This window comes from Streptomyces sp. NPDC029169 (genome assembly GCF_055563935.1).
In genome coordinates, this window is sequence record NZ_JBVHXA010000019.1 from 14,040 (window position 1) to 31,542 (window position 17,503).

Consider the following 17,503-nt stretch of genomic DNA (forward strand, 5'->3'; position numbering starts at 1 on the left):
TGCGGTGGTGCGGGTGCGATGCCGCCGCTCCGGCATCTCTCGCATCGTTCGCGTCTCCCGCGATGCGGAGCGGCAGCACCAGTGCCTCAGCAGTCGCGCAGTTCCGGCGACTGGTTGAGCAGCTGACCTCGTACGGAGGTGAAGCGGGCGAGCCGCTCGTCAACCGCGGGGTCCAGCGGGAACACCGCCACACGGTGGCAGTTCTGGAAGGCCAGACGCACCCCGAAGTGCCGCTGCAGCGCACCACGGATCGCATCGCTCGCGAGTGCACGCAACAGCTGACCACGTGCCTGCTCGTTCGGCGGCGGCGTCTGGTTGTCGGCGAACTCGCCGCCGTCGACCTTCAGCTGAGCCACCAGAGAACTGATCATCTCCCATGCGTAGGGCAGGGAGGTCCGGACGCAGTCGACGAAGTCGGCTTCGTCGACCTCGCCTCGCTCGGCCTGTTCCAACAGCGCCGGTGAGACGTCGAGCGACATGGGTTCTCCTCTCGCGACCCCGACGGGCGGGGTCTTACGGGCAGGGATGGAGACCCCCGCGCGACACGCAGCGTGCACGGACGGCGACCTCCTGCTTCCACGGTAAGCGCGCGGTGGGGAGCGCACCAGGAGATTGGGAACACAACCGGCCAATAAGTGACCGTCGTCCAGCGGGCGTTAAGAGCCGAATCGCGCGGAAGAGCGTGTGTCTTGTAGCGTTGCCGACCATGCGTCTCGTCATCGCCCGCTGCTCCGTGGACTACGCCGGCCGGCTCACCGCCCACCTGCCCTCCGCTCCCCGTCTGATCCTGATCAAGGCAGACGGCAGCGTCTCCATCCACGCGGACGACCGGGCGTACAAACCGCTCAACTGGATGTCGCCGCCGTGCACCCTGAAGGAGGGTCTCAACGGAGAGTCCGGCATCTGGACCGTGGTGAACAAAGCGGGCGAGAAACTGATCATCACGATGGAGGAGATCCTCCACGACTCCTCGCACGAGCTCGGCGTGGACCCGGGCCTCATCAAGGACGGCGTGGAAGCGCACCTCCAGGAGCTGCTCGCCGACCGCATCGAGACGCTCGGCGAGGGCCACACGCTCATCCGCCGCGAGTACCCGACCGCGATCGGCCCGGTGGACATCCTGTGCCGGGACGCCGACGGGGCGACGGTCGCGGTGGAGATCAAGCGGCGCGGCGAGATCGACGGCGTGGAGCAGCTGACCCGCTATCTGGAGCTGCTGAACCGCGACCCGCACCTCGCGCCGGTGAAGGGCGTCTTCGCGGCGCAGGAGATCAAGCCGCAGGCCCGCGTCCTCGCGACGGACCGCGGTATCGACTGTGTGGTGCTCGACTACGACGCGCTGCGCGGCATCGAGGACGACAAGCTGCGGCTTTTCTAGTACGTACGGATACGTCGACGGCCCCGGGTGCGGTGAACGCGCCCGGGGCCGTCGTCGTTCTTACGCCGGTGCGCCGGTCGGGCTGGTGTCGCCCGAGGCGGAGCTGGGGGGCTGGGGGTCGGTCGAAGTCGGCGTCGGCGTCGTGCTGGGCGGTGTCGACGTCGGCGGCGGCGTGGTCGGCGGGGTCGTCGGCGGCTTCGTCGTCGGCGGCGTCGTCCTCGTCGGGCTCGTCGTCGGCCGCGGAGCCGTCGTCGTCGGGGCCGGGGCACCCGTCGTCGGGGCCGTGGTGGTCGGCGTGCCGGAGGACGGGGCGGACGGGCTGCCCGAGGTGGTGGGCGCGCCCGAGGTCGCCGAGCCGGACGGGGAGGGCGAGGCGCTGTCCGAGGGGTGGCTCGTCGAGTCGTCGGTCGGCTCGTCCGCGTCCAGGATGTCGTCGCCGTCGTCCTCGCTGGCCGTGCGGTCGGAGGTGACCCTGTCGGCGCCGGGGTCCTCGGCGTCGCCCGAGGTGGCCCCGATCGTGACGACGGTGCCGAGCACGGCGGCCAGGAGCGCTCCCGTACCGACCGCGACCAGGTTGCGGCGGGCCCCCGCGATGAGGCCGAAGCGGCCGCCCCGCTTCGTACCGTTCTCGCTCGGCCGGGTGTCCGGGCGGGAGATGAGGGTCGGGCCCTCGTCGGCGAAGTCCGGGAACGCGGGGATGGGCGACGGCGGTGCGGCGGCGGTCCGGGAGACGGCCGGGACGATGGCCTTCGGGATGCCGCGCGGCGGGGAGACGGGCCCCTCGCGGCGCGCGGCGGGCGGCTCGGCGTCGCCGTGCGACGGCGTTCCGGCGCGGTCGGCGACGAGGGCGAGCGCCCGGCGGCCGGCGACGGTGCCGCGCTTGTCGGCGAGGACGCCGCGCATGCCGATCGACGCCTCCAGTTCGGCGCGGGCCCGCTGCAGGTTTCCGGCGCAGAGCGCGAGGACGCCCAACTCGTGGTGGAAGTAAGCCTCTTCGGCGACGTCACCGGCAAGCCGGGCGGCCTCCTGGCCGCCGCGCAGGACCCGCTCCCAGGCGCCCCAGTGCAGCCCGGCGGCGAAGGCGGGGGCCGCGCTGCGGGCGAGCAGGACGGCGGTGGCGGGGTGCTCGGGGCTCGCGCCGGGCACGATGGCGGCCAGGGCGGCGAGGACGACGTCGGCCTCGGCGACCGCGCGGGCGGGGGTGACGGACGGGTGTCCGGCCCACCAGGTGTAGTGCTGGGCGACGGTGTGGGCGCGCGTGGTGGCGTCCTCGTCGTAGCCGTGGGCGACGAGCTGGGTGAGGATGCCCGCGGCGAGGCGGTAGCGGACGCCGACCGGGGTCAGCAGTCCGCAGGCCATGAGCTCGCCGAGGGCGGCGTCGGCGTGGGTGTCGCCGACGAGCGCGGGGAGGTGGGCCTGGTGCGGCACCTCGCCGCCGAGGGCGACGGCGAACCGCAGCGTGTCCTGGGCGGAGCGGCTGAGCCGGGAGGCGAGCAGGGCGGCGGGGGCCGCGCCCTCGCCGAGGCTCGGCAGCGGTATCTCGCGCAGTTCGACCTCGGCCGGGTCCGGTTCGGGCGCGGGGGCCGGGGCGGCCGGGCCGAAGGCCTCGTCGAGGGCGCCGAAGGCGTCGAACTCCGCGGGGACGGCGTCCTCCTTGGCGGCCGCCCCGAACGCGTCGAACTCGGCCGGGGAGAGGCGGAGCCGGTCGCGCTGCCGGAGCAGGGCGCCGGCCTGGACGAAGCGCAGCGGCAGGCCCTCGGACTCGAACCAGAGGTCGCCCGCCCAGTTGGCCTCGTCGTCGGTGAGCGGCCGGTCGACGGCGCGCTCCAGGAGTTCGAGGGAGGCGGCGCGGCCGAGGCCGGCGAGGGAGACCTCTTCGACGTGGGCCTCGGGCGAGGGGGCCGGGACGTCGGGGGTGGCGGCGAGCAGGAAGGCGCACTCGGGCGCCGCGGTGAGCAGCTCGTCGAGCGTGGTGCCGCCGAACTCCAGGTCGTCGACGACGACGATCGCGCCGATGTCGTGGGCCAGTTCGAGCAGCGCCGGGCGGTCCGGCCGGTGGTCCGGGGCGTACTGGACGGTGGCGAAGAGGTCGTACAGCAGCTCGGTGGGGGTCCGATGGTGGCCGGAGAGGCGGACGACACCGTCCGGCGCGAGGTCGGCGCAGTCGGCGGCGACGGCGTCGAGGAGCGCGGTGCGGCCGGAGCCGGCGGGGCCGGTGAGGCGGACGGAGCGGCCGCGGGCGAGGAGCTGGACGAGCCGCTCGTGCTCCTCCTGCCGTTCCAGCAGCGGCAGTCGCGGCGCGGCCGGTCCTGGCGGTACGGGAGGGGTGGCCGCGCGGGCGGCCTCGGCGCGCTCCTGGGCGGTGCGGCGGCGGGGCGGCGCGGGCTGCTCCCCGGGCGGGCAGGCCTCGATCTCGCTGCCGTCGACGGGGTTGACGGTGAGCAGCAGGTCGCCCGCGACGACGCGGGCGGTGCGGACGCGGGCGGCGGGTGTGACCGGTCCGCGTTCGGCCGCCGGGCCGCCGCGTCCGTCGCGGACGTCGTCGCCCTCGGTGTCGTGGCCGTAGTCTTCCGGCCCCCGGTTCATCGGGTCCATCGTCAAAGCCCCCAAAAGCGGTGCGTACGGAAGCCCCTCCGGCCGATCTGCACGCTCGCTGTCGCTTCTGGTCCGGTGCCCGCCGGGTGGGTCCGTCATTGGGCAGGCGACCGAACCCTAGACCTTCTTCCGGTTTCCCGGAACAGCCGGGGTCCTGCCCCGACCAAGACGTCATGGTCCGTCGAGGATTGGGGCGGGACGCCGGTTTCGCACAGCAGCTTCACAAGCGGTACGGCGACGGTTCACACGCGGGTCAGACCCGGGGCAGCGACTCCGCGGCGAGGCCGCCCTCGATGGCGAGGATGCGGTGCAGCCGGGTCGCCACGAGCAGGCGCTGCATCTGGGGCGGCACACCGCGCAGCACCAGCCGCCGTCCACAGCGGCCGGCCCGGCGGTGCGCGCCCATGATGACCCCGAGCCCGGTGGCGTCCCAGGAGTCGAGACCGGTCAGGTCGAGCACGAGGTCGCCGACTCCGTCGTCGACGGCCGAGTGCAGGACCGTACGGGCGTCCGCCGCGCTCCGGACGTCGAGGCGGCCCCCGACGACCAGCTCGACATGGTCGCCCCTGATGTGCATATGCGCTCCCCGGGAGTGCTCCGTCTTTTCAACAACTGACTGTCGTCGGCGCAGAAGCGTTGCGCCTTGTAAGCGAACTGATACCGAATTCACCCTGTGGGGTGATAGCCGAGTGGCTGCCGGTGCTCAGTGCTTGTAGAAGCCCTGCCCGCTCTTGCGGCCGATGTCACCCGCGTCCACCATCCGGCGCATCAGCTCCGGCGGCGCGAACTTCTCGTCCTGGGACTCGGTGTAGATGTTGCTCGTCGCGTTCACCAGGATGTCGATGCCGGTGAGGTCGGCGGTGGCGAGGGGGCCCATGGCGTGGCCGAAGCCCAGCTTGCAGGCGATGTCGATGTCCTCGGCGGTGGCGACGCCCGACTCGTAGAGCTTGGCGGCCTCGACGACCAGCGCGGAGATGAGGCGAGTGGTGACGAAGCCGGCGACGTCGCGGTTGACGACGATGCAGGTCTTGCCGACCGACTCGGCGAACTCCCGCGCGGCGGCGAGGGTGGAGTCGCTTGTCTTGTAGCCGCGGACGAGCTCGCAGAGCTGCATCATCGGGACCGGCGAGAAGAAGTGGGTGCCCACGACGGCCTCCGGGCGCTCCGTCACCGCGGCGATCTTGGTGATCGGGATGGCGGAGGTGTTGGAGGCGAGGACCGCGCCGTCCTTGGCGATCTTGTCGAGGGAGCGGAAGATCTCGTGCTTGACCTCGAGCTTCTCGAAGACGGCCTCGACGACGATGTCGGCGTCGGCGACCGCGTCGAGCTCGGTGGTGGCGGTGATCCGGCCGAGGGCGGCCTCGGCGTCGGCCGCGTCCAGCTTGCCCTTGGCGACGAACCGGTCGTACGACGCCTTGATGCCGTCGGTGCCGCGGGTCAGCGCCTCGTCGGTGACGTCCCGCAGGACGACGTCCCACCCCGCCTGGGCCGAGACCTGCGCGATACCCGACCCCATGAGTCCGGCTCCGATGACGGCGAGCTTCCTGGCCACGTCTTCCACCCCTTAACGCCTGTTCACTGCTGGCTCTCCGGCGGAGATTAGCGGTCGGGGAGCGCGAAGTGACCGTGAAGTAACGCGCGTCACGCCCGGTTTGACGGACGTCACACTCACGACAGGTCTGCTACGCCCGCACGGCGTACGCCGGCAGCCGCTCGCCGAGCGGCTCCTCGGTCTCGTCGGGGCCGTGACGGTCGGCACACGGGCGTTCTTGAGGGCCGGAGCGTCACTACGCTGGAGGCATGGTCAATCTGACGCGCATCTACACCCGTACCGGCGACCAGGGCACCACCGCGCTGGGCGACATGAGCCGGACCGCCAAGACCGATCTGCGGATCTCGGCGTACGCCGACGCCAACGAGGCCAATGCCGTCATCGGCACGGCCATCGCCCTCGGGCAGCTCGACGAGGAGGTCGTGAAGGTCCTCGTCCGCGTGCAGAACGACCTGTTCGACGTGGGCGCGGACCTCTCCACACCGGTGGTCGAGAACCCGAAATATCCGCCGCTGCGGGTCGAGCAGTCGTACATCGACAAGCTGGAGGCGGACTGCGACCGCTTCCTGGAGCGGCTCGACAAGCTGCGCTCCTTCATCCTGCCGGGCGGCACGCCCGGTGCGGCGCTGCTGCACCAGGCGTGCACGGTGGTCCGGCGTGCGGAGCGCTCCACGTGGGCGGCGATCGAGGTCCACGGCGAGACGATGAACGCCCTCACGGCGACCTACCTCAACCGGCTGTCAGACCTGCTCTTCATCCTTGCGAGGACGGCGAACAGCGAGGTCGGGGACGTGCTCTGGGTCCCGGGCGGAGATCGCTGACGCCTCGCTCGCCGGGGCCTTCTTCGGCCAGATCGCGTACGACAGCGCGATCAGGCCGTGGATGCCGGCCGCCCGCCAGGCCCCGTAGAGCCAGCTCCGCAGCGAGCCGGTGTTCCCGTCGTCGCCGACGTACCAGATCGCGATCAGCAGCAGACCGCTCGCGACGACCGCGCCGAGGAGCGAGCCGAGCCAGATCCTCCCCTCGTGGCGGGCGCGGGCCATGCCGTACTGCGGGGGCTTGGCCGGGCGCGGGCCTCCGCCGAGCCGGTGGGCGGCGTGGCCGTCGAGCCACTTCACGGTCCGGTGCCCGTGGCCGACGGTGTAGCCGATGTACAGCGCGGCCAGGCCGTGCTTCCAGTCCGGTTCGGCGCCGTTCTTGAGGTCGACTGCGGTGACGACGAGGAGCAGGACCTCGAGGAGCGGTTCGCACAGGAGCAGCGCCATGCCCGTGCGCGGCATCTTGAGCAGGTAGCGGGCGGCGAGGCCGGCGGCCAGCAGGACCCAGAAGCCGACTTCGCAGATCACGATGAGTGTGACGATCACGGCGGTACTCCCCTTTCGTACGTCCCTCTCAGCGTCCCGTGCCGCCGGACCCGGTTCGTCGTCGCCAGTGACGAAGTACGACTACATCCTTCGACGGAGGGGCGGATCGGCCCGGACGGCGACGTCGGGGGACGGTGCGGCGTGTTGGATGGGTGCGTGCGACTCCCCCGACCCCATCGCGACGATCTGCTCATCGCCCTCGGCGGCCTGTCCTGCGGCCTGCTCCTGTGGTGGTTCGGGCTGTACGTGACCCGGGACCACGTCTTCGGTCAGCGCTGGGCCACGCTGATCCCGCTGGTCGTGATGGCCTCGATGGAGGCGCTGCGCCGCACCACCCCCCGTACCGCACTGGTCGTCGGCACGCTGGCCATCGCCGGGGACCAGTTCACCAACGGCAATCTGGCCACCGTGCTGATGTTCACGGACGTGGTCTACGCGGCGGTCGTGTACGGCCCGCCGGTCTCCGCGCGCCGCATCCCGTACACCACGGCCCTGATCACCGTGGGCATCACGGTGGCCCTGCTGATCTGGTGGCAGAACGCGGTCGCCCTGCTCGTCGGCGTGCTCTCGGGCATGGTGTCGTTCCTGCCCGCCGTCACCGGAGCCATCGTCCGCAACCACCGCCAGGCCGCCGAGGCCGCCCGCCTGCGCGCGGAGCAGACGGCGCTGCTCGCCGAGATGGACCGTTCCCAGGCCGTCGTGGCCGAGCGCGCCCGGATGGCGCGGGAGCTGCACGACATGGTCGCCAACCATCTCTCCGCCATCGCGATCCACTCCACGGCCGCGCTCTCGCTGGACGATCCGGGCGCCACCCGGCAGGCGCTGACCGTGATCCGGGAGAACAGCGTGGAGGGCCTGGCGGAGATGCGGCGCCTCATCGGGCTGCTGCGGGACAGCAGCGGGGACGCCGAACCGGCGGCCGCACCGACCTTGGACGGTCTGGACGCTCTGGTGGCGCAGGCGGCGACGAACGGCAGGCCGAGCGGGCTGACGTTCACGATCGACGACATCCGAGCCGAGGGTCGCCTTCCGGCCCCGGTCGAGCTCGCCGCGTACCGGATCGTGCAGGAGTCGCTCACCAACGCCCTCAAGCACGCCGCGCCCGGCGAGGTGCGGGTGGCGCTCGCGAACCACCGGGACGGGGCGCTCACGATCGTGGTGACCAGCCCGCTCGGCGTTCAGCCCGGGCCGCGCGCGCCGGGCTCGGGGGCGGGTCTGGTCGGGATGCGGGAGCGGGTGGCGCTCCTCGACGGGGAGTTCGAGGCCGGTCCGGTGACGGCGGACGCGACGGACGACGGCCGGAAACAATGGCGGGTGCGGGCGGTCCTGCCCGTGGGGACGAGCGACAGGGAGCCGCAGGCATGGTTCGGGTGATCGTGGCCGAGGATCAGAGCGCGGTCCGGGCAGGACTGGTCCTGATCCTGGGCAGTGCACCGGACATCGAGGTGGTCGGGGAGGCCGCGGACGGCGAGCGCGCGGTGGAGCTGGCCCGGGAGCTGCGCCCGGACCTGGTCCTGATGGACGTTCAGATGCCGCGGATGGACGGGGTGACGGCGACCCGGCTCGTGGTGTCCGAGGGGCTTGCCGATGTGCTCGTCCTGACCACGTTCGATCTGGACGAGTACGTCTTCGGGGCGCTGCGGGCCGGCGCTGCGGGCTTCCTGCTGAAGAACACCGAGGCGAAGGACCTGATCGAGGCGGTACGGACGGTGGCGCGCGGGGAGGGCCTGATCGCACCGGCCGTGACCCGGCGGCTGATCGCCGAGTTCGCGGCGCCGAAGACCACCCGCAGGAACCCGTCCGTACTGAACGCACTGACCCCGCGGGAGCGGGAGGTGCTGTCCGCGCTGGGCAAGGGTCTGTCGAACGCCGAGATCGCGGTACGACTGGACATGGCGGAGGCGACGGTGAAGACGCACGTCAGCAAGGTGCTGGGGAAGCTGGAGCTGCGCAGCAGGGTTCAAGCGGCCGTGCTCGCCCAGGAGTTGGGCGTCTGAGAGCCCAACTCCGACGTTGGTCTGGACCTCTTGACGATTGGTCCAGACCTTCCTACGCTCGCGGGGCGCGCGCACTTTCACGGACCACCCCCACCTTGTCCGTCCCGCAACTTGAGGAGCACCGTTGAGCACTCAAGCACCGACGCGCAGATCAGGTTTCAGACACCGGGCCGCCGCCGGTCTGACCGCCCTGATCCTGCCCCTGGCCGCCATGGTCGGCCTCGCCACCCCCGCCGAGGCCGCGACCTCGGCCACCGCCACATACACCAAGACCCAGGACTGGGGCACCGGCTTCGAGGGCAAGTGGACGGTGAAGAACACGGGCACCACCACCCTCTCCTCCTGGACGGTCGAGTGGGACTACCCCTCCGGCACCGCCGTGACCTCGGCCTGGGACGCCGACGTCACCAGCGCCGGCACCCACTGGACCGCCAAGAACAAGTCGTACAACGGCACCCTCGCCCCCGGCGCCTCCATCTCCTTCGGCTTCAACGGCACGGGCTCCGGCGCGCCGTCCGGCTGCAAGGTCAACGGCGGCTCCTGCGACGGCACCAGCCAGCCCGGCGACAACGCGCCCTCCGCCCCGGGCACGCCCGTCGCCTCGAACATCACCAACACCTCGGTCACACTGACCTGGACCGCCGCCACCGACGACAAAGGCATCAAGAACTACGACGTCAAGCGCGGCGGCACCACGATCGCCACGGTCACCGGACTGACGTACACCAACACCGGGCTGACCGCGGGCACCGACTACAGCTACACGGTCGTCGCCCGCGACACCATTGACCAGACCGGCCCCGCGAGCGGCGCGGTCTCCGTCCGTACGACGGGCGGCGGGACCAACCCGCCGGTCGGCAACGCGGTCAAGCTGGGCTACTTCGCCAACTGGGGCGTCTACGGCCGGAACTACCACGTCAAGAACATCGCGACGTCCGGCTCCGCGTCCAAGATCACGCACATCAACTACGCCTTCGGCAACGTCACCGGCGGCAAGTGCGTGATCGGCGACGCCTACGCCGACTACGACAAGGCGTACACCGCCGACCAGTCCGTCGACGGCGTCGCCGACACCTGGGACCAGCCGCTGCGCGGCAACTTCAACCAGCTGCGCAAGCTGAAGAAGGCCTACCCGCACATCAAGGTCATCTGGTCCTTCGGCGGCTGGACCTGGTCCGGCGGCTTCGGCCAGGCCGTGCAGAACCCGACCGCCTTCGCGCAGTCCTGCTACGACCTGGTGGAGGACCCGCGCTGGGCCGACGTCTTCGACGGCATCGACCTGGACTGGGAGTACCCGAACGCCTGCGGTCTGTCCTGCGACACCAGCGGCGCGGCCTCGTTCAAGAACATGATGCAGGCCATGCGCGCCAAGTTCGGCAGCAGCGCCCTGGTGACCGCGGCCGTCACGGCCGACGCCTCCTCCGGCGGCAAGATCGACGCCGCCGACTACGCGGGCGCCGCGCCGTACATGAACTGGTTCAACGTCATGACGTACGACTTCTTCGGCGCCTGGGCCGCGCAGGGCCCGACGGCCCCGCACTCCCCGCTGACCTCGTACGCCGGCATCCCGCAGGCGGGATTCAACTCCGCCGAGGCGATCGCCAAGTACAAGGCGAAGGGCGTTCCGGCCAACAAGCTGCTGCTCGGCATCGGCTTCTACGGCCGCGGCTGGACCGGCGTCACCCAGTCCGCGCCCGGCGGCACAGCGACGGGCCCGGCGGCCGGCACGTACGAGCAGGGCATCGAGGACTACAAGGTCCTGAAGAACTCCTGCCCGGCCAACGGCACAGTGGCCGGCACGGCGTACGCGCACTGCGGCAGCAACTGGTGGAGCTACGACACCCCGGCCACGGTCACGTCCAAGATGAGCTGGGCGAAGAACCAGGGCCTGGGCGGCGCGTTCTTCTGGGAGTTCAGCGGTGACACCAGCAATGGCGAGCTGGTCGGCGCCATCAACAGCGGGCTGAGCTAGCCGCTACGACGAAGCGGGGGACGGCGCAGCACGCCGTCCCCCGCTTCACGTCTGTCTCAGGCCACATTCACTCTCTGCCCCGGAGGCGCCGCCTCCAGCCAGGCGAGGAAGCCGGTCAGTGCGTCCTCGCTCATCGCCAGCTCAAGGCGGGTCCCCCGGTGCATACAGCCCTGGATCACGGCGTCGGAGAGCAGCGCGAGCTCCTCCTCGCCCTCGGGCATCCGGCGCTCCAGGACCTCGATGGCCGAGCGCTCCAGGACGCGGCGGGGGCGGGGGGCGTACGAGAAGACCCGGAACCAGGCGACCTGGTCACCGCTGTAGCGGGCGACGCCGTACACCCAGCCCTTGCCGGAGGGGTCCGGCTCCTCGGGGACGTTCCAGCGCAGGGAACAGTCGAAGGTGCCGCCGGCCCGCTGGATCAGCCTGCGGCGCAAGCCGAAGACGAAGAGCCCGATCACCACCAGTGCGACGACCAGACCGCTCACGAGCAGAGCGAGGAACATCTTCACCGACCTCCTCGCTGCGTCCCGTGACCGGCATCGCCGGCGTAACCGAATACAACCTGCATCTGCATCGCCTCAGCCGCGACACGGTCTGGACGATTCCAGCCGTGCCGCGGCTGAGGGCACAACTCTCGGCGCGGTCCGCTAGCGGACCGCTACCGCACGCAACCGGACATCGGCGCGACGCTCGGCGGCGGCGTCCGACTCCGCCTTGGCGCGCTCCAGCGCACGCTCGGCGCGCTGGGCGTCGATCTCGTCCGCCAGCTCGGCGATCTCCGCGAGCAGAGACAGCTTGTCGTCGGCGAACGAGATGAATCCACCGTGCACAGCGGCGACGACGGTCGCGCCCTCGCTGGTACGGATGGTCACCGGGCCCGACTCCAGCACACCGAGCAGCGGCTGGTGGCCGGGCATGACGCCGATGTCGCCGGAGGTGGTGCGTGCGATGACCAGGGTGGCCTCGCCGGACCAGACACTCCGGTCCGCGGCGACCAGCTCGACGTGCAGCTCAGCAGCCAAGGGTGGCTCCTCGGGTCACCACCCGGCGGTACTGCCGGGTGTTGGGGTCAATTCTAATGGGCGTGACGAGGGGGGCGGGACATGCCCGCCCCCCTCACGAGAGCACGGGGCTCAGGAGACGCCGAGCTCCTTGGCGTTCTTCTTGAGGTCCTCGAGCCCACCACACATGAAGAAGGCCTGCTCGGGGAAGTGGTCGTACTCACCGTCGCAGATCGCGTTGAACGAGGCGATCGACTCCTCGAGCGGAACGTCCGAACCGTCCACACCGGTGAACTGCTTCGCCGCGTGGGTGTTCTGGGACAGGAAGCGCTCGACACGCCGGGCACGGTGGACAACGAGCTTGTCCTCCTCGCTCAGCTCGTCGATACCGAGAATCGCGATGATGTCCTGGAGGTCCTTGTACTTCTGCAGGATGCCCTTGACGCGCATGGCGGCGTCGTAGTGGTCCTGCGCGATGTAGCGCGGGTCCAGGATCCGGGACGTGGAGTCCAGCGGGTCCACGGCCGGGTAGATGCCCTTCTCGGAGATCGGACGGGAGAGAACCGTCGTCGCGTCGAGGTGGGCGAAGGTGGTGGCCGGAGCCGGGTCGGTCAGGTCGTCCGCGGGGACGTAGATCGCCTGCATCGAGGTGATCGAGTGACCACGGGTCGAGGTGATGCGCTCCTGCAGGATGCCCATCTCGTCCGCGAGGTTCGGCTGGTAACCCACCGCGGAGGGCATGCGGCCCAGCAGCGTGGAGACCTCGGAACCGGCCTGGGTGAAGCGGAAGATGTTGTCGATGAAGAACAGCACGTCCTGCTTCTGCACATCGCGGAAGTACTCCGCCATGGTCAGACCGGCCAGGGCCACGCGCAGACGGGTGCCCGGGGGCTCGTCCATCTGGCCGAAGACCAGCGCGGTCTTGTCCAGAACGCCGGACTCTTCCATCTCGGCGATGAGGTCGTTGCCCTCACGGGTGCGCTCACCCACGCCGGCGAAGACGGAAACACCCTCGTGCAGCTTCGCCACACGCATGATCATTTCCTGGATCAGAACGGTCTTGCCGACACCGGCACCACCGAACAGACCGATCTTTCCACCCTTGACGTACGGGGTGAGAAGGTCGACGACCTTCAGGCCGGTCTCGAACATCTCGGTCTTCGACTCGAGCTGGTCGAACGCCGGGGCCTTGCGGTGGATGGACCACCGCTCGCCGACCTCGGCCTCGGCCTCGGGGTCGTTCAGGATCTGACCCAGCGTGTTGAACACGCGACCCTTGGTGATGTCACCGACGGGCACCGTGATGCCGGCGCCGGTGTTCACCACGGGGGCCTGGCGGACCAGACCGTCGGTGGGCTGCATCGAGATGGTGCGGACGATGCCGTCACCGAGGTGCTGCGCGACCTCGAGGGTCAGCGTCTTCTTCGCGCCCTCCTCGGCCGGGTCGGCGACCTCGACGTGCAGGGCGTTGTAGATCTCCGGCATCGCGTCGACGGGGAACTCCACGTCGACGACCGGGCCGATGACCCGGGCGACGCGGCCCGTGGCGGCGGCCGTCTCAACAGTGGTCGTCATTACTTGTCACTCCCCGCGGTCGCGTCGGCCAGGGCTGCGGTGCCACCGACGATCTCGCTGATTTCCTGGGTGATTTCGGCCTGGCGGGCCGCGTTGGCAAGTCGGGAGAGATTGTTGATCAAGTCTCCCGCGTTGTCGGTCGCCGACTTCATCGCACGGCGCGTGGCGGCGTGCTTGGAGGCAGCCGACTGGAGCAGTGCGTTGTAGATACGGCTCTCGACGTAGCGCGGCAGCAGGGCGTCGAGGACGTCCTCCGCCGACGGCTCGAAGTCGTACAGCGGACGGAGCTTGTCCTGCTCGCCCGCCTCCTTCGCCACCTCGTCGAGGCTGAGAGGCAGCAGCCGGGCCTCGACCGCCGTCTGGGTCATCATCGAGACGAACTCGGTGTAGACGATGTGGAGCTCGTCCACTCCGCCCTCGGCCGTGTCCTTCTCGATCGCCTCGATCAGCGGTGCCGCGATCGTCTTGGCGTCCGCGTACTCCGGCTGATCCGTGAAACCGACCCACGAGTCGGCCAGCTTCCGCTCACGGAAGTTGTAGTGCGCGATGCCACGGCGACCGACGACGTAGACGTCGACCTCGCGGCCCTCGCCCTCCAGCTTCCTGGTGAGCGCTTCCGCCGCCTTGATGGCGTTGGAGTTGAAGGCGCCGGCCAGACCGCGGTCGCTCGAGAGGAGCAGGACCGCGGCACGGGTCGGGTTCTCCGCCTCGGTGGTCAGCGGGTGCTTGTCGCTCGCACCCGTGGCCACCGCGGTGACCGCGCGGGTCAGCTCGGTCGCGTACGGGGTCGACGCCTGCACCTTGCGCTGCGCCTTGACGACACGCGAGGCGGCGATCATCTCCATCGCCTTGGTGATCTTCTTCGTCGCGGTGACGGATTTGATGCGACGCTTGTAGACCCGGAGCTGCGCTCCCATGAGTCAGGTCCCTTCCGTCGTCACTTCGAGACGTTGACGGCAGCGGAAGCGACGTCGCCCAGCAGCTTCCCGTCAGAGGTCTCGAACTGCTTCTTGAACTCCGCGATGGCGTCACCGACGGACTGCAGGGTGTCGTCCGACAGCTTGCCGCCCTCACGGATGGAGGTCATGAGACCCGCGTGGTTCTGGCGCAGGTACGCGAGAAGCTCGGCCTCGAAGCGACGGATGTCGGCGACCGGGACGTCGTCCATCTTGCCGGTGGTGCCGGCCCAGATGGAGACGACCTGGTTCTCGGTGGGCATCGGCTGGTACTGAGCCTGCTTGAGCAGCTCGACCATGCGCTGACCACGCTCCAGCTGCGCCTTCGACGCGGCGTCCAGGTCGGAACCGAAGGCGGCGAACGCCTCCAGCTCACGGAACTGGGCCAGGTCCACACGGAGGCGACCGGAGATCTGCTTCATCGCCTTGTGCTGGGCGGAGCCACCGACGCGGGAGACCGAGATACCGACGTTCAGGGCCGGACGCTGGCCGGCGTTGAACAGGTCGGACTCCAGGAAGCACTGGCCGTCGGTGATGGAGATGACGTTGGTCGGGATGAACGCCGACACGTCGTTGGCCTTGGTCTCGACGATCGGCAGACCGGTCATCGAGCCCGCGCCCATCTCGTCCGAGAGCTTCGCGCAGCGCTCGAGCAGGCGGGAGTGCAGGTAGAAGACGTCACCCGGGTAGGCCTCACGGCCCGGCGGGCGGCGCAGCAGCAGGGACACGGCGCGGTAGGCGTCGGCCTGCTTCGACAGGTCGTCGAAGACGATCAGGACGTGCTTGCCCTGGTACATCCAGTGCTGACCGATGGCGGAGCCGGTGTACGGCGCCAGGTACTTGAAGCCGGCCGGGTCGGACGCCGGGGCGGCGACGATCGTCGTGTACTCGAGCGCGCCGGCCTCCTCCAGGGCGCCGCGCACGGACGCGATGGTGGAGCCCTTCTGGCCGATGGCGACGTAGATGCAGCGGACCTGCTTGTTCACGTCGCCCGAGCGCCAGTTGTCACGCTGGTTGATGATCGTGTCGACACACAGCGCGGTCTTGCCGGTCTGACGGTCACCGATGATCAGCTGACGCTGACCACGGCCGACCGGGGTCATCGCGTCGACGGCCTTGTAGCCGGTCTCCATCGGCTCGTGGACCGACTTACGGGCCATGACGCCCGGGGCCTGCAGCTCGAGGGCGCGGCGGCCCTCGGTCGCGATCTCGCCGAGGCCGTCGATCGGGTTGCCGAGCGGGTCGACAACGCGGCCGAGGTAGCCCTCGCCGACACCTACGGAGAGGACCTCACCGGTGCGCTGCACCGGCTGTCCCTCCTCGATACCGCTGAACTCGCCGAGAACGATCGCACCGATCTCGCGCTCCTCGAGGTTGAGGGCGAGACCGAGGGTGCCGTCCTCGAACTTCAGCAGCTCGTTCGCCATGGCCGAGGGAAGACCCTCAACCTTGGCGATACCGTCGCCGGCCAGGCTGACCGTTCCGACCTCCTCGCGCGAGGCCGCGTCCGGCTGGTACGACTGGACAAAGGTCTCCAGCGCGTCCCGGATCTCCTCCGGCCGGATCGTGAGCTCCGCCATCTGGGTTCCCTGCTCTCCTTGTTGGGCCCGAAGTTTTCTTGGGGGTCTGGGGGCGACCCCCAGGAATCTTCTGCAATCTCTGCACGGCCCAACCGGGCCGCAGGTGATGCTGTGTTCAGTTGGTGGCTGACGTCAGCCGGCCAGTCGACGGGACGCCTCGCCGAGGCGCTCCGCGATGGTCCCGTTGATGACCTCGTCGCCGACCTGCACCGAGATCCCGCCGAGGACCGAGGGGTCCACGTCCAGGTTCAGGTGCATCTGGCGGCCGTAAAGCTTGGCCAGGACGGCACCGAGGCGCTGCTTCTGCTGGTCGGTGAGCGGCACCGCCGTGGTCACGACGGCGACCATCCGGTCCCGGCGCGCCGCGGCGAGCTTGGACAGGGACTCGAGTCCCGCCTCCAGGCTACGTCCCCGCGGCTGGGTCACGAGACGGACGATCAGGCGCTCGGTGACCGCGTTGGCCTTGCCGCCGAGCAGGCTGCGCAGCAGCTCGCTCTTGGCGGAGACCGTGGCGGCCTTGTCCGTCAGCGCCGAGCGGAGCTCGGTGCTGGAGGAGACGATCCGGCCGAACCGGAACAGCTCGTCCTCGACGTCGTCCAGCGCGCCGGCCTGCTGCGCCGCCGTGAGGTCGGCGGTGCTGGCCAGCTCCTCGAGCGAGTCGACCAGGTCACGCGACTGCGACCAGCGGGAACGCACCATGCCGGAGACCAGGTCGACGGTCTCGCTGCCCACCTGACCGCTGAGCAGTCGCCGGGCGAGCTCGGCCTTGGCCTCGCCCGCCTGCGCCGGGTCGGTCAGGACCCGACGCAGCGACACCTCGCGGTTGAGCAGCGCGGTGACGGAAGCCAGCTCGCCCGCGAGCTTCGCCGCGTCGACCGAGGTGTTGTCGGTCAGCGCGTCGAGGGACTCACGTGCGGCGGCCAGTGCCTCGCGGCTCGCTCCGTTCATCGGACGGCCTCGGCCTTCTCCTCGAGCTCTTCGAGGAAGCGGTCGATCGTGCGGCTCTGGCGGGCGTGGTCCTCGAGGGCCTCACCGACCAGCTTGCCGGCCAGGTCGGTGGCGAGCTTGCCCACGTCCTGGCGCAGCGAGGACGCCGCGGCCTTGCGGTCGGCCTCGATCTGGGCGTGGCCGGCCGCGATGATCTCCTCGCGCTGGCGCTGGCCTTCCGCCTTCATCTCCTGGATGATCGCGGTGCCCTGCTCCGTCGCCTCCTGGCGAAGACGCGCGGCCTCGTGGCGGGCCTCGGCGAGCTGGGCCTTGTACTGCTCCAGCACACTCTGGGCCTCGATCTGGGCCGACTCGGCCTTCTCGATGCCACCCTCGATGGCCTCGCGGCGCTGCTCCAGAACCTTGTTGATGTTCGGGAGGAGCTTCTTGGCGAGGAGGCCGAAGACGATGACGAAGGCGATCAGGCCGATGACGAGCTCGTCGAGATGCGGGACGAGAGGAGGCTGGGGCTCCTCCGCTGCCGCAAGAAGCAGAGCGTTCACATCAGTGCCTTCCGTAAAAAATTGGGCTGCCGTCGGGGTCTGG

The 17,503-nt window shown here is 70.3% G+C and carries 17 protein-coding genes; 5 read left to right on the forward strand and 12 right to left on the reverse strand.

Annotated elements, in window-relative coordinates; all coding sequences use genetic code 11:
- Positions 1 to 86 precede the first annotated feature (86 nt).
- Positions 87 to 479: an SCO5389 family protein gene (locus tag ACZ4VI_RS29060; protein ID WP_017236120.1), complete on the reverse strand. Its 393-nt coding sequence runs from the start codon at positions 477 to 479 to the stop codon at positions 87 to 89.
- 227 nt (positions 480 to 706) lie between these two features.
- On the opposite strand from ACZ4VI_RS29060, the gene nucS reads away from it, so the two are divergent.
- A complete protein-coding gene (gene nucS, locus ACZ4VI_RS29065; protein ID WP_468003983.1) occupies positions 707 to 1,378 on the forward strand; it encodes an endonuclease NucS in 672 nt (223 codons plus the stop codon).
- Positions 1,379 to 1,438: 60 nt separating this feature from the next.
- Here the strand turns inward: nucS and ACZ4VI_RS29070 are convergent, their stop codons facing one another.
- The 3 genes from ACZ4VI_RS29070 to ACZ4VI_RS29080 form a co-directional block, all read right to left on the reverse strand.
- Positions 1,439 to 3,973 (reverse strand): ATP-binding protein, encoded by a 2,535-nt coding sequence (locus tag ACZ4VI_RS29070; protein WP_468003985.1) that lies wholly within the window; start codon positions 3,971 to 3,973, stop codon positions 1,439 to 1,441.
- Positions 3,974 to 4,226: 253 nt separating this feature from the next.
- Positions 4,227 to 4,550: an STAS domain-containing protein gene (locus tag ACZ4VI_RS29075; protein WP_024761898.1), complete on the reverse strand. Its 324-nt coding sequence runs from the start codon at positions 4,548 to 4,550 to the stop codon at positions 4,227 to 4,229.
- Positions 4,551 to 4,676: 126 nt separating this feature from the next.
- Positions 4,677 to 5,525 (reverse strand): 3-hydroxyacyl-CoA dehydrogenase family protein, encoded by an 849-nt coding sequence (locus ACZ4VI_RS29080; RefSeq protein WP_468003987.1) that lies wholly within the window; start codon positions 5,523 to 5,525, stop codon positions 4,677 to 4,679.
- A 248-nt stretch (positions 5,526 to 5,773) separates the two neighbouring features.
- Between ACZ4VI_RS29080 and ACZ4VI_RS29085 the strand changes: the two genes are divergently transcribed.
- Positions 5,774 to 6,346, forward strand: a complete 573-nt coding sequence (locus ACZ4VI_RS29085) for a cob(I)yrinic acid a,c-diamide adenosyltransferase (RefSeq protein WP_468003988.1) — start codon at positions 5,774 to 5,776, stop codon at positions 6,344 to 6,346.
- On the opposite strand, the gene ACZ4VI_RS29090 is transcribed toward ACZ4VI_RS29085, so the two are convergent.
- Positions 6,266 to 6,889: a hypothetical protein gene (locus tag ACZ4VI_RS29090; RefSeq protein ID WP_468003989.1), complete on the reverse strand. Its 624-nt coding sequence runs from the start codon at positions 6,887 to 6,889 to the stop codon at positions 6,266 to 6,268. The two genes, ACZ4VI_RS29085 and ACZ4VI_RS29090, sit on opposite strands and share 81 nt — an antisense overlap.
- Before the next feature lie 156 nt (positions 6,890 to 7,045).
- Between ACZ4VI_RS29090 and ACZ4VI_RS29095 the strand changes: the two genes are divergently transcribed.
- The 3 genes from ACZ4VI_RS29095 (at position 7,046) to ACZ4VI_RS29105 (ending at position 10,858) form a co-directional block, all read left to right on the forward strand.
- Positions 7,046 to 8,263, forward strand: a complete 1,218-nt coding sequence (locus ACZ4VI_RS29095) for a sensor histidine kinase (RefSeq protein WP_468003991.1) — start codon at positions 7,046 to 7,048, stop codon at positions 8,261 to 8,263.
- On the forward strand, positions 8,251 to 8,886 hold the full coding sequence (locus ACZ4VI_RS29100) for a response regulator (RefSeq protein ID WP_468003993.1): 636 nt from the start codon (positions 8,251 to 8,253) through the stop codon (positions 8,884 to 8,886). The genes ACZ4VI_RS29095 and ACZ4VI_RS29100 overlap by 13 nt, the downstream gene beginning before the upstream one ends.
- A 124-nt stretch (positions 8,887 to 9,010) precedes the next feature.
- Positions 9,011 to 10,858 (forward strand): glycosyl hydrolase family 18 protein, encoded by a 1,848-nt coding sequence (locus ACZ4VI_RS29105; protein WP_468003994.1) that lies wholly within the window; start codon positions 9,011 to 9,013, stop codon positions 10,856 to 10,858.
- A 56-nt stretch (positions 10,859 to 10,914) separates the two neighbouring features.
- Here ACZ4VI_RS29105 and ACZ4VI_RS29110 read toward each other — a convergent pair whose 3' ends face one another.
- The 7 genes from ACZ4VI_RS29110 to ACZ4VI_RS29140 form a co-directional block, all read right to left on the reverse strand.
- Positions 10,915 to 11,361 (reverse strand): DUF2550 domain-containing protein, encoded by a 447-nt coding sequence (locus ACZ4VI_RS29110; protein WP_468003995.1) that lies wholly within the window; start codon positions 11,359 to 11,361, stop codon positions 10,915 to 10,917.
- A 144-nt stretch (positions 11,362 to 11,505) separates the two neighbouring features.
- Positions 11,506 to 11,880, reverse strand: a complete 375-nt coding sequence (locus tag ACZ4VI_RS29115; RefSeq protein ID WP_468003997.1) for a F0F1 ATP synthase subunit epsilon — start codon at positions 11,878 to 11,880, stop codon at positions 11,506 to 11,508.
- Between the two features lie 111 nt (positions 11,881 to 11,991).
- Positions 11,992 to 13,434: a F0F1 ATP synthase subunit beta gene (gene atpD / locus ACZ4VI_RS29120; RefSeq protein ID WP_468003999.1), complete on the reverse strand. Its 1,443-nt coding sequence runs from the start codon at positions 13,432 to 13,434 to the stop codon at positions 11,992 to 11,994.
- Positions 13,434 to 14,351, reverse strand: a complete 918-nt coding sequence (locus ACZ4VI_RS29125) for a F0F1 ATP synthase subunit gamma (RefSeq protein ID WP_468004000.1) — start codon at positions 14,349 to 14,351, stop codon at positions 13,434 to 13,436. Before ACZ4VI_RS29125 ends, atpD begins: the two co-directional genes overlap by 1 nt.
- Positions 14,352 to 14,371: 20 nt before the next feature.
- On the reverse strand, positions 14,372 to 15,970 hold the full coding sequence (gene atpA / locus ACZ4VI_RS29130; RefSeq protein ID WP_468004002.1) for a F0F1 ATP synthase subunit alpha: 1,599 nt from the start codon (positions 15,968 to 15,970) through the stop codon (positions 14,372 to 14,374).
- Positions 15,971 to 16,102: 132 nt separating this feature from the next.
- Positions 16,103 to 16,918: a F0F1 ATP synthase subunit delta gene (locus tag ACZ4VI_RS29135; RefSeq protein ID WP_468004004.1), complete on the reverse strand. Its 816-nt coding sequence runs from the start codon at positions 16,916 to 16,918 to the stop codon at positions 16,103 to 16,105.
- Positions 16,915 to 17,460, reverse strand: coding sequence for a F0F1 ATP synthase subunit B (locus ACZ4VI_RS29140; RefSeq protein WP_468004006.1), 546 nt, complete (start codon positions 17,458 to 17,460; stop codon positions 16,915 to 16,917). Before ACZ4VI_RS29140 ends, ACZ4VI_RS29135 begins: the two co-directional genes overlap by 4 nt.
- Positions 17,461 to 17,503 lie beyond the last annotated feature (43 nt).

Excerpts from the sequence above, each read along its gene's own strand:
- ACZ4VI_RS29060 (WP_017236120.1), bottom strand. The coding sequence starts at position 479 with ATGTCGCTCGACGTCTCACCGGCGCTGTTGGAACAGGCCGAGCGAGGC.
- nucS (WP_468003983.1), top strand. The coding sequence starts at position 707 with ATGCGTCTCGTCATCGCCCGCTGCTCCGTGGACTACGCCGGCCGGCTC.
- ACZ4VI_RS29070 (WP_468003985.1), bottom strand. The coding sequence starts at position 3,973 with ATGGACCCGATGAACCGGGGGCCGGAAGACTACGGCCACGACACCGAG.
- ACZ4VI_RS29075 (WP_024761898.1), bottom strand. The coding sequence starts at position 4,550 with ATGCACATCAGGGGCGACCATGTCGAGCTGGTCGTCGGGGGCCGCCTC.
- ACZ4VI_RS29085 (WP_468003988.1), top strand. The coding sequence starts at position 5,774 with ATGGTCAATCTGACGCGCATCTACACCCGTACCGGCGACCAGGGCACC.
- ACZ4VI_RS29100 (WP_468003993.1), top strand. The coding sequence starts at position 8,251 with ATGGTTCGGGTGATCGTGGCCGAGGATCAGAGCGCGGTCCGGGCAGGA.
- ACZ4VI_RS29110 (WP_468003995.1), bottom strand. The coding sequence starts at position 11,361 with ATGTTCCTCGCTCTGCTCGTGAGCGGTCTGGTCGTCGCACTGGTGGTG.
- atpD (WP_468003999.1), bottom strand. The coding sequence starts at position 13,434 with ATGACGACCACTGTTGAGACGGCCGCCGCCACGGGCCGCGTCGCCCGG.
- ACZ4VI_RS29125 (WP_468004000.1), bottom strand. The coding sequence starts at position 14,351 with ATGGGAGCGCAGCTCCGGGTCTACAAGCGTCGCATCAAATCCGTCACC.
- atpA (WP_468004002.1), bottom strand. The coding sequence starts at position 15,970 with ATGGCGGAGCTCACGATCCGGCCGGAGGAGATCCGGGACGCGCTGGAG.
- ACZ4VI_RS29135 (WP_468004004.1), bottom strand. The coding sequence starts at position 16,918 with ATGAACGGAGCGAGCCGCGAGGCACTGGCCGCCGCACGTGAGTCCCTC.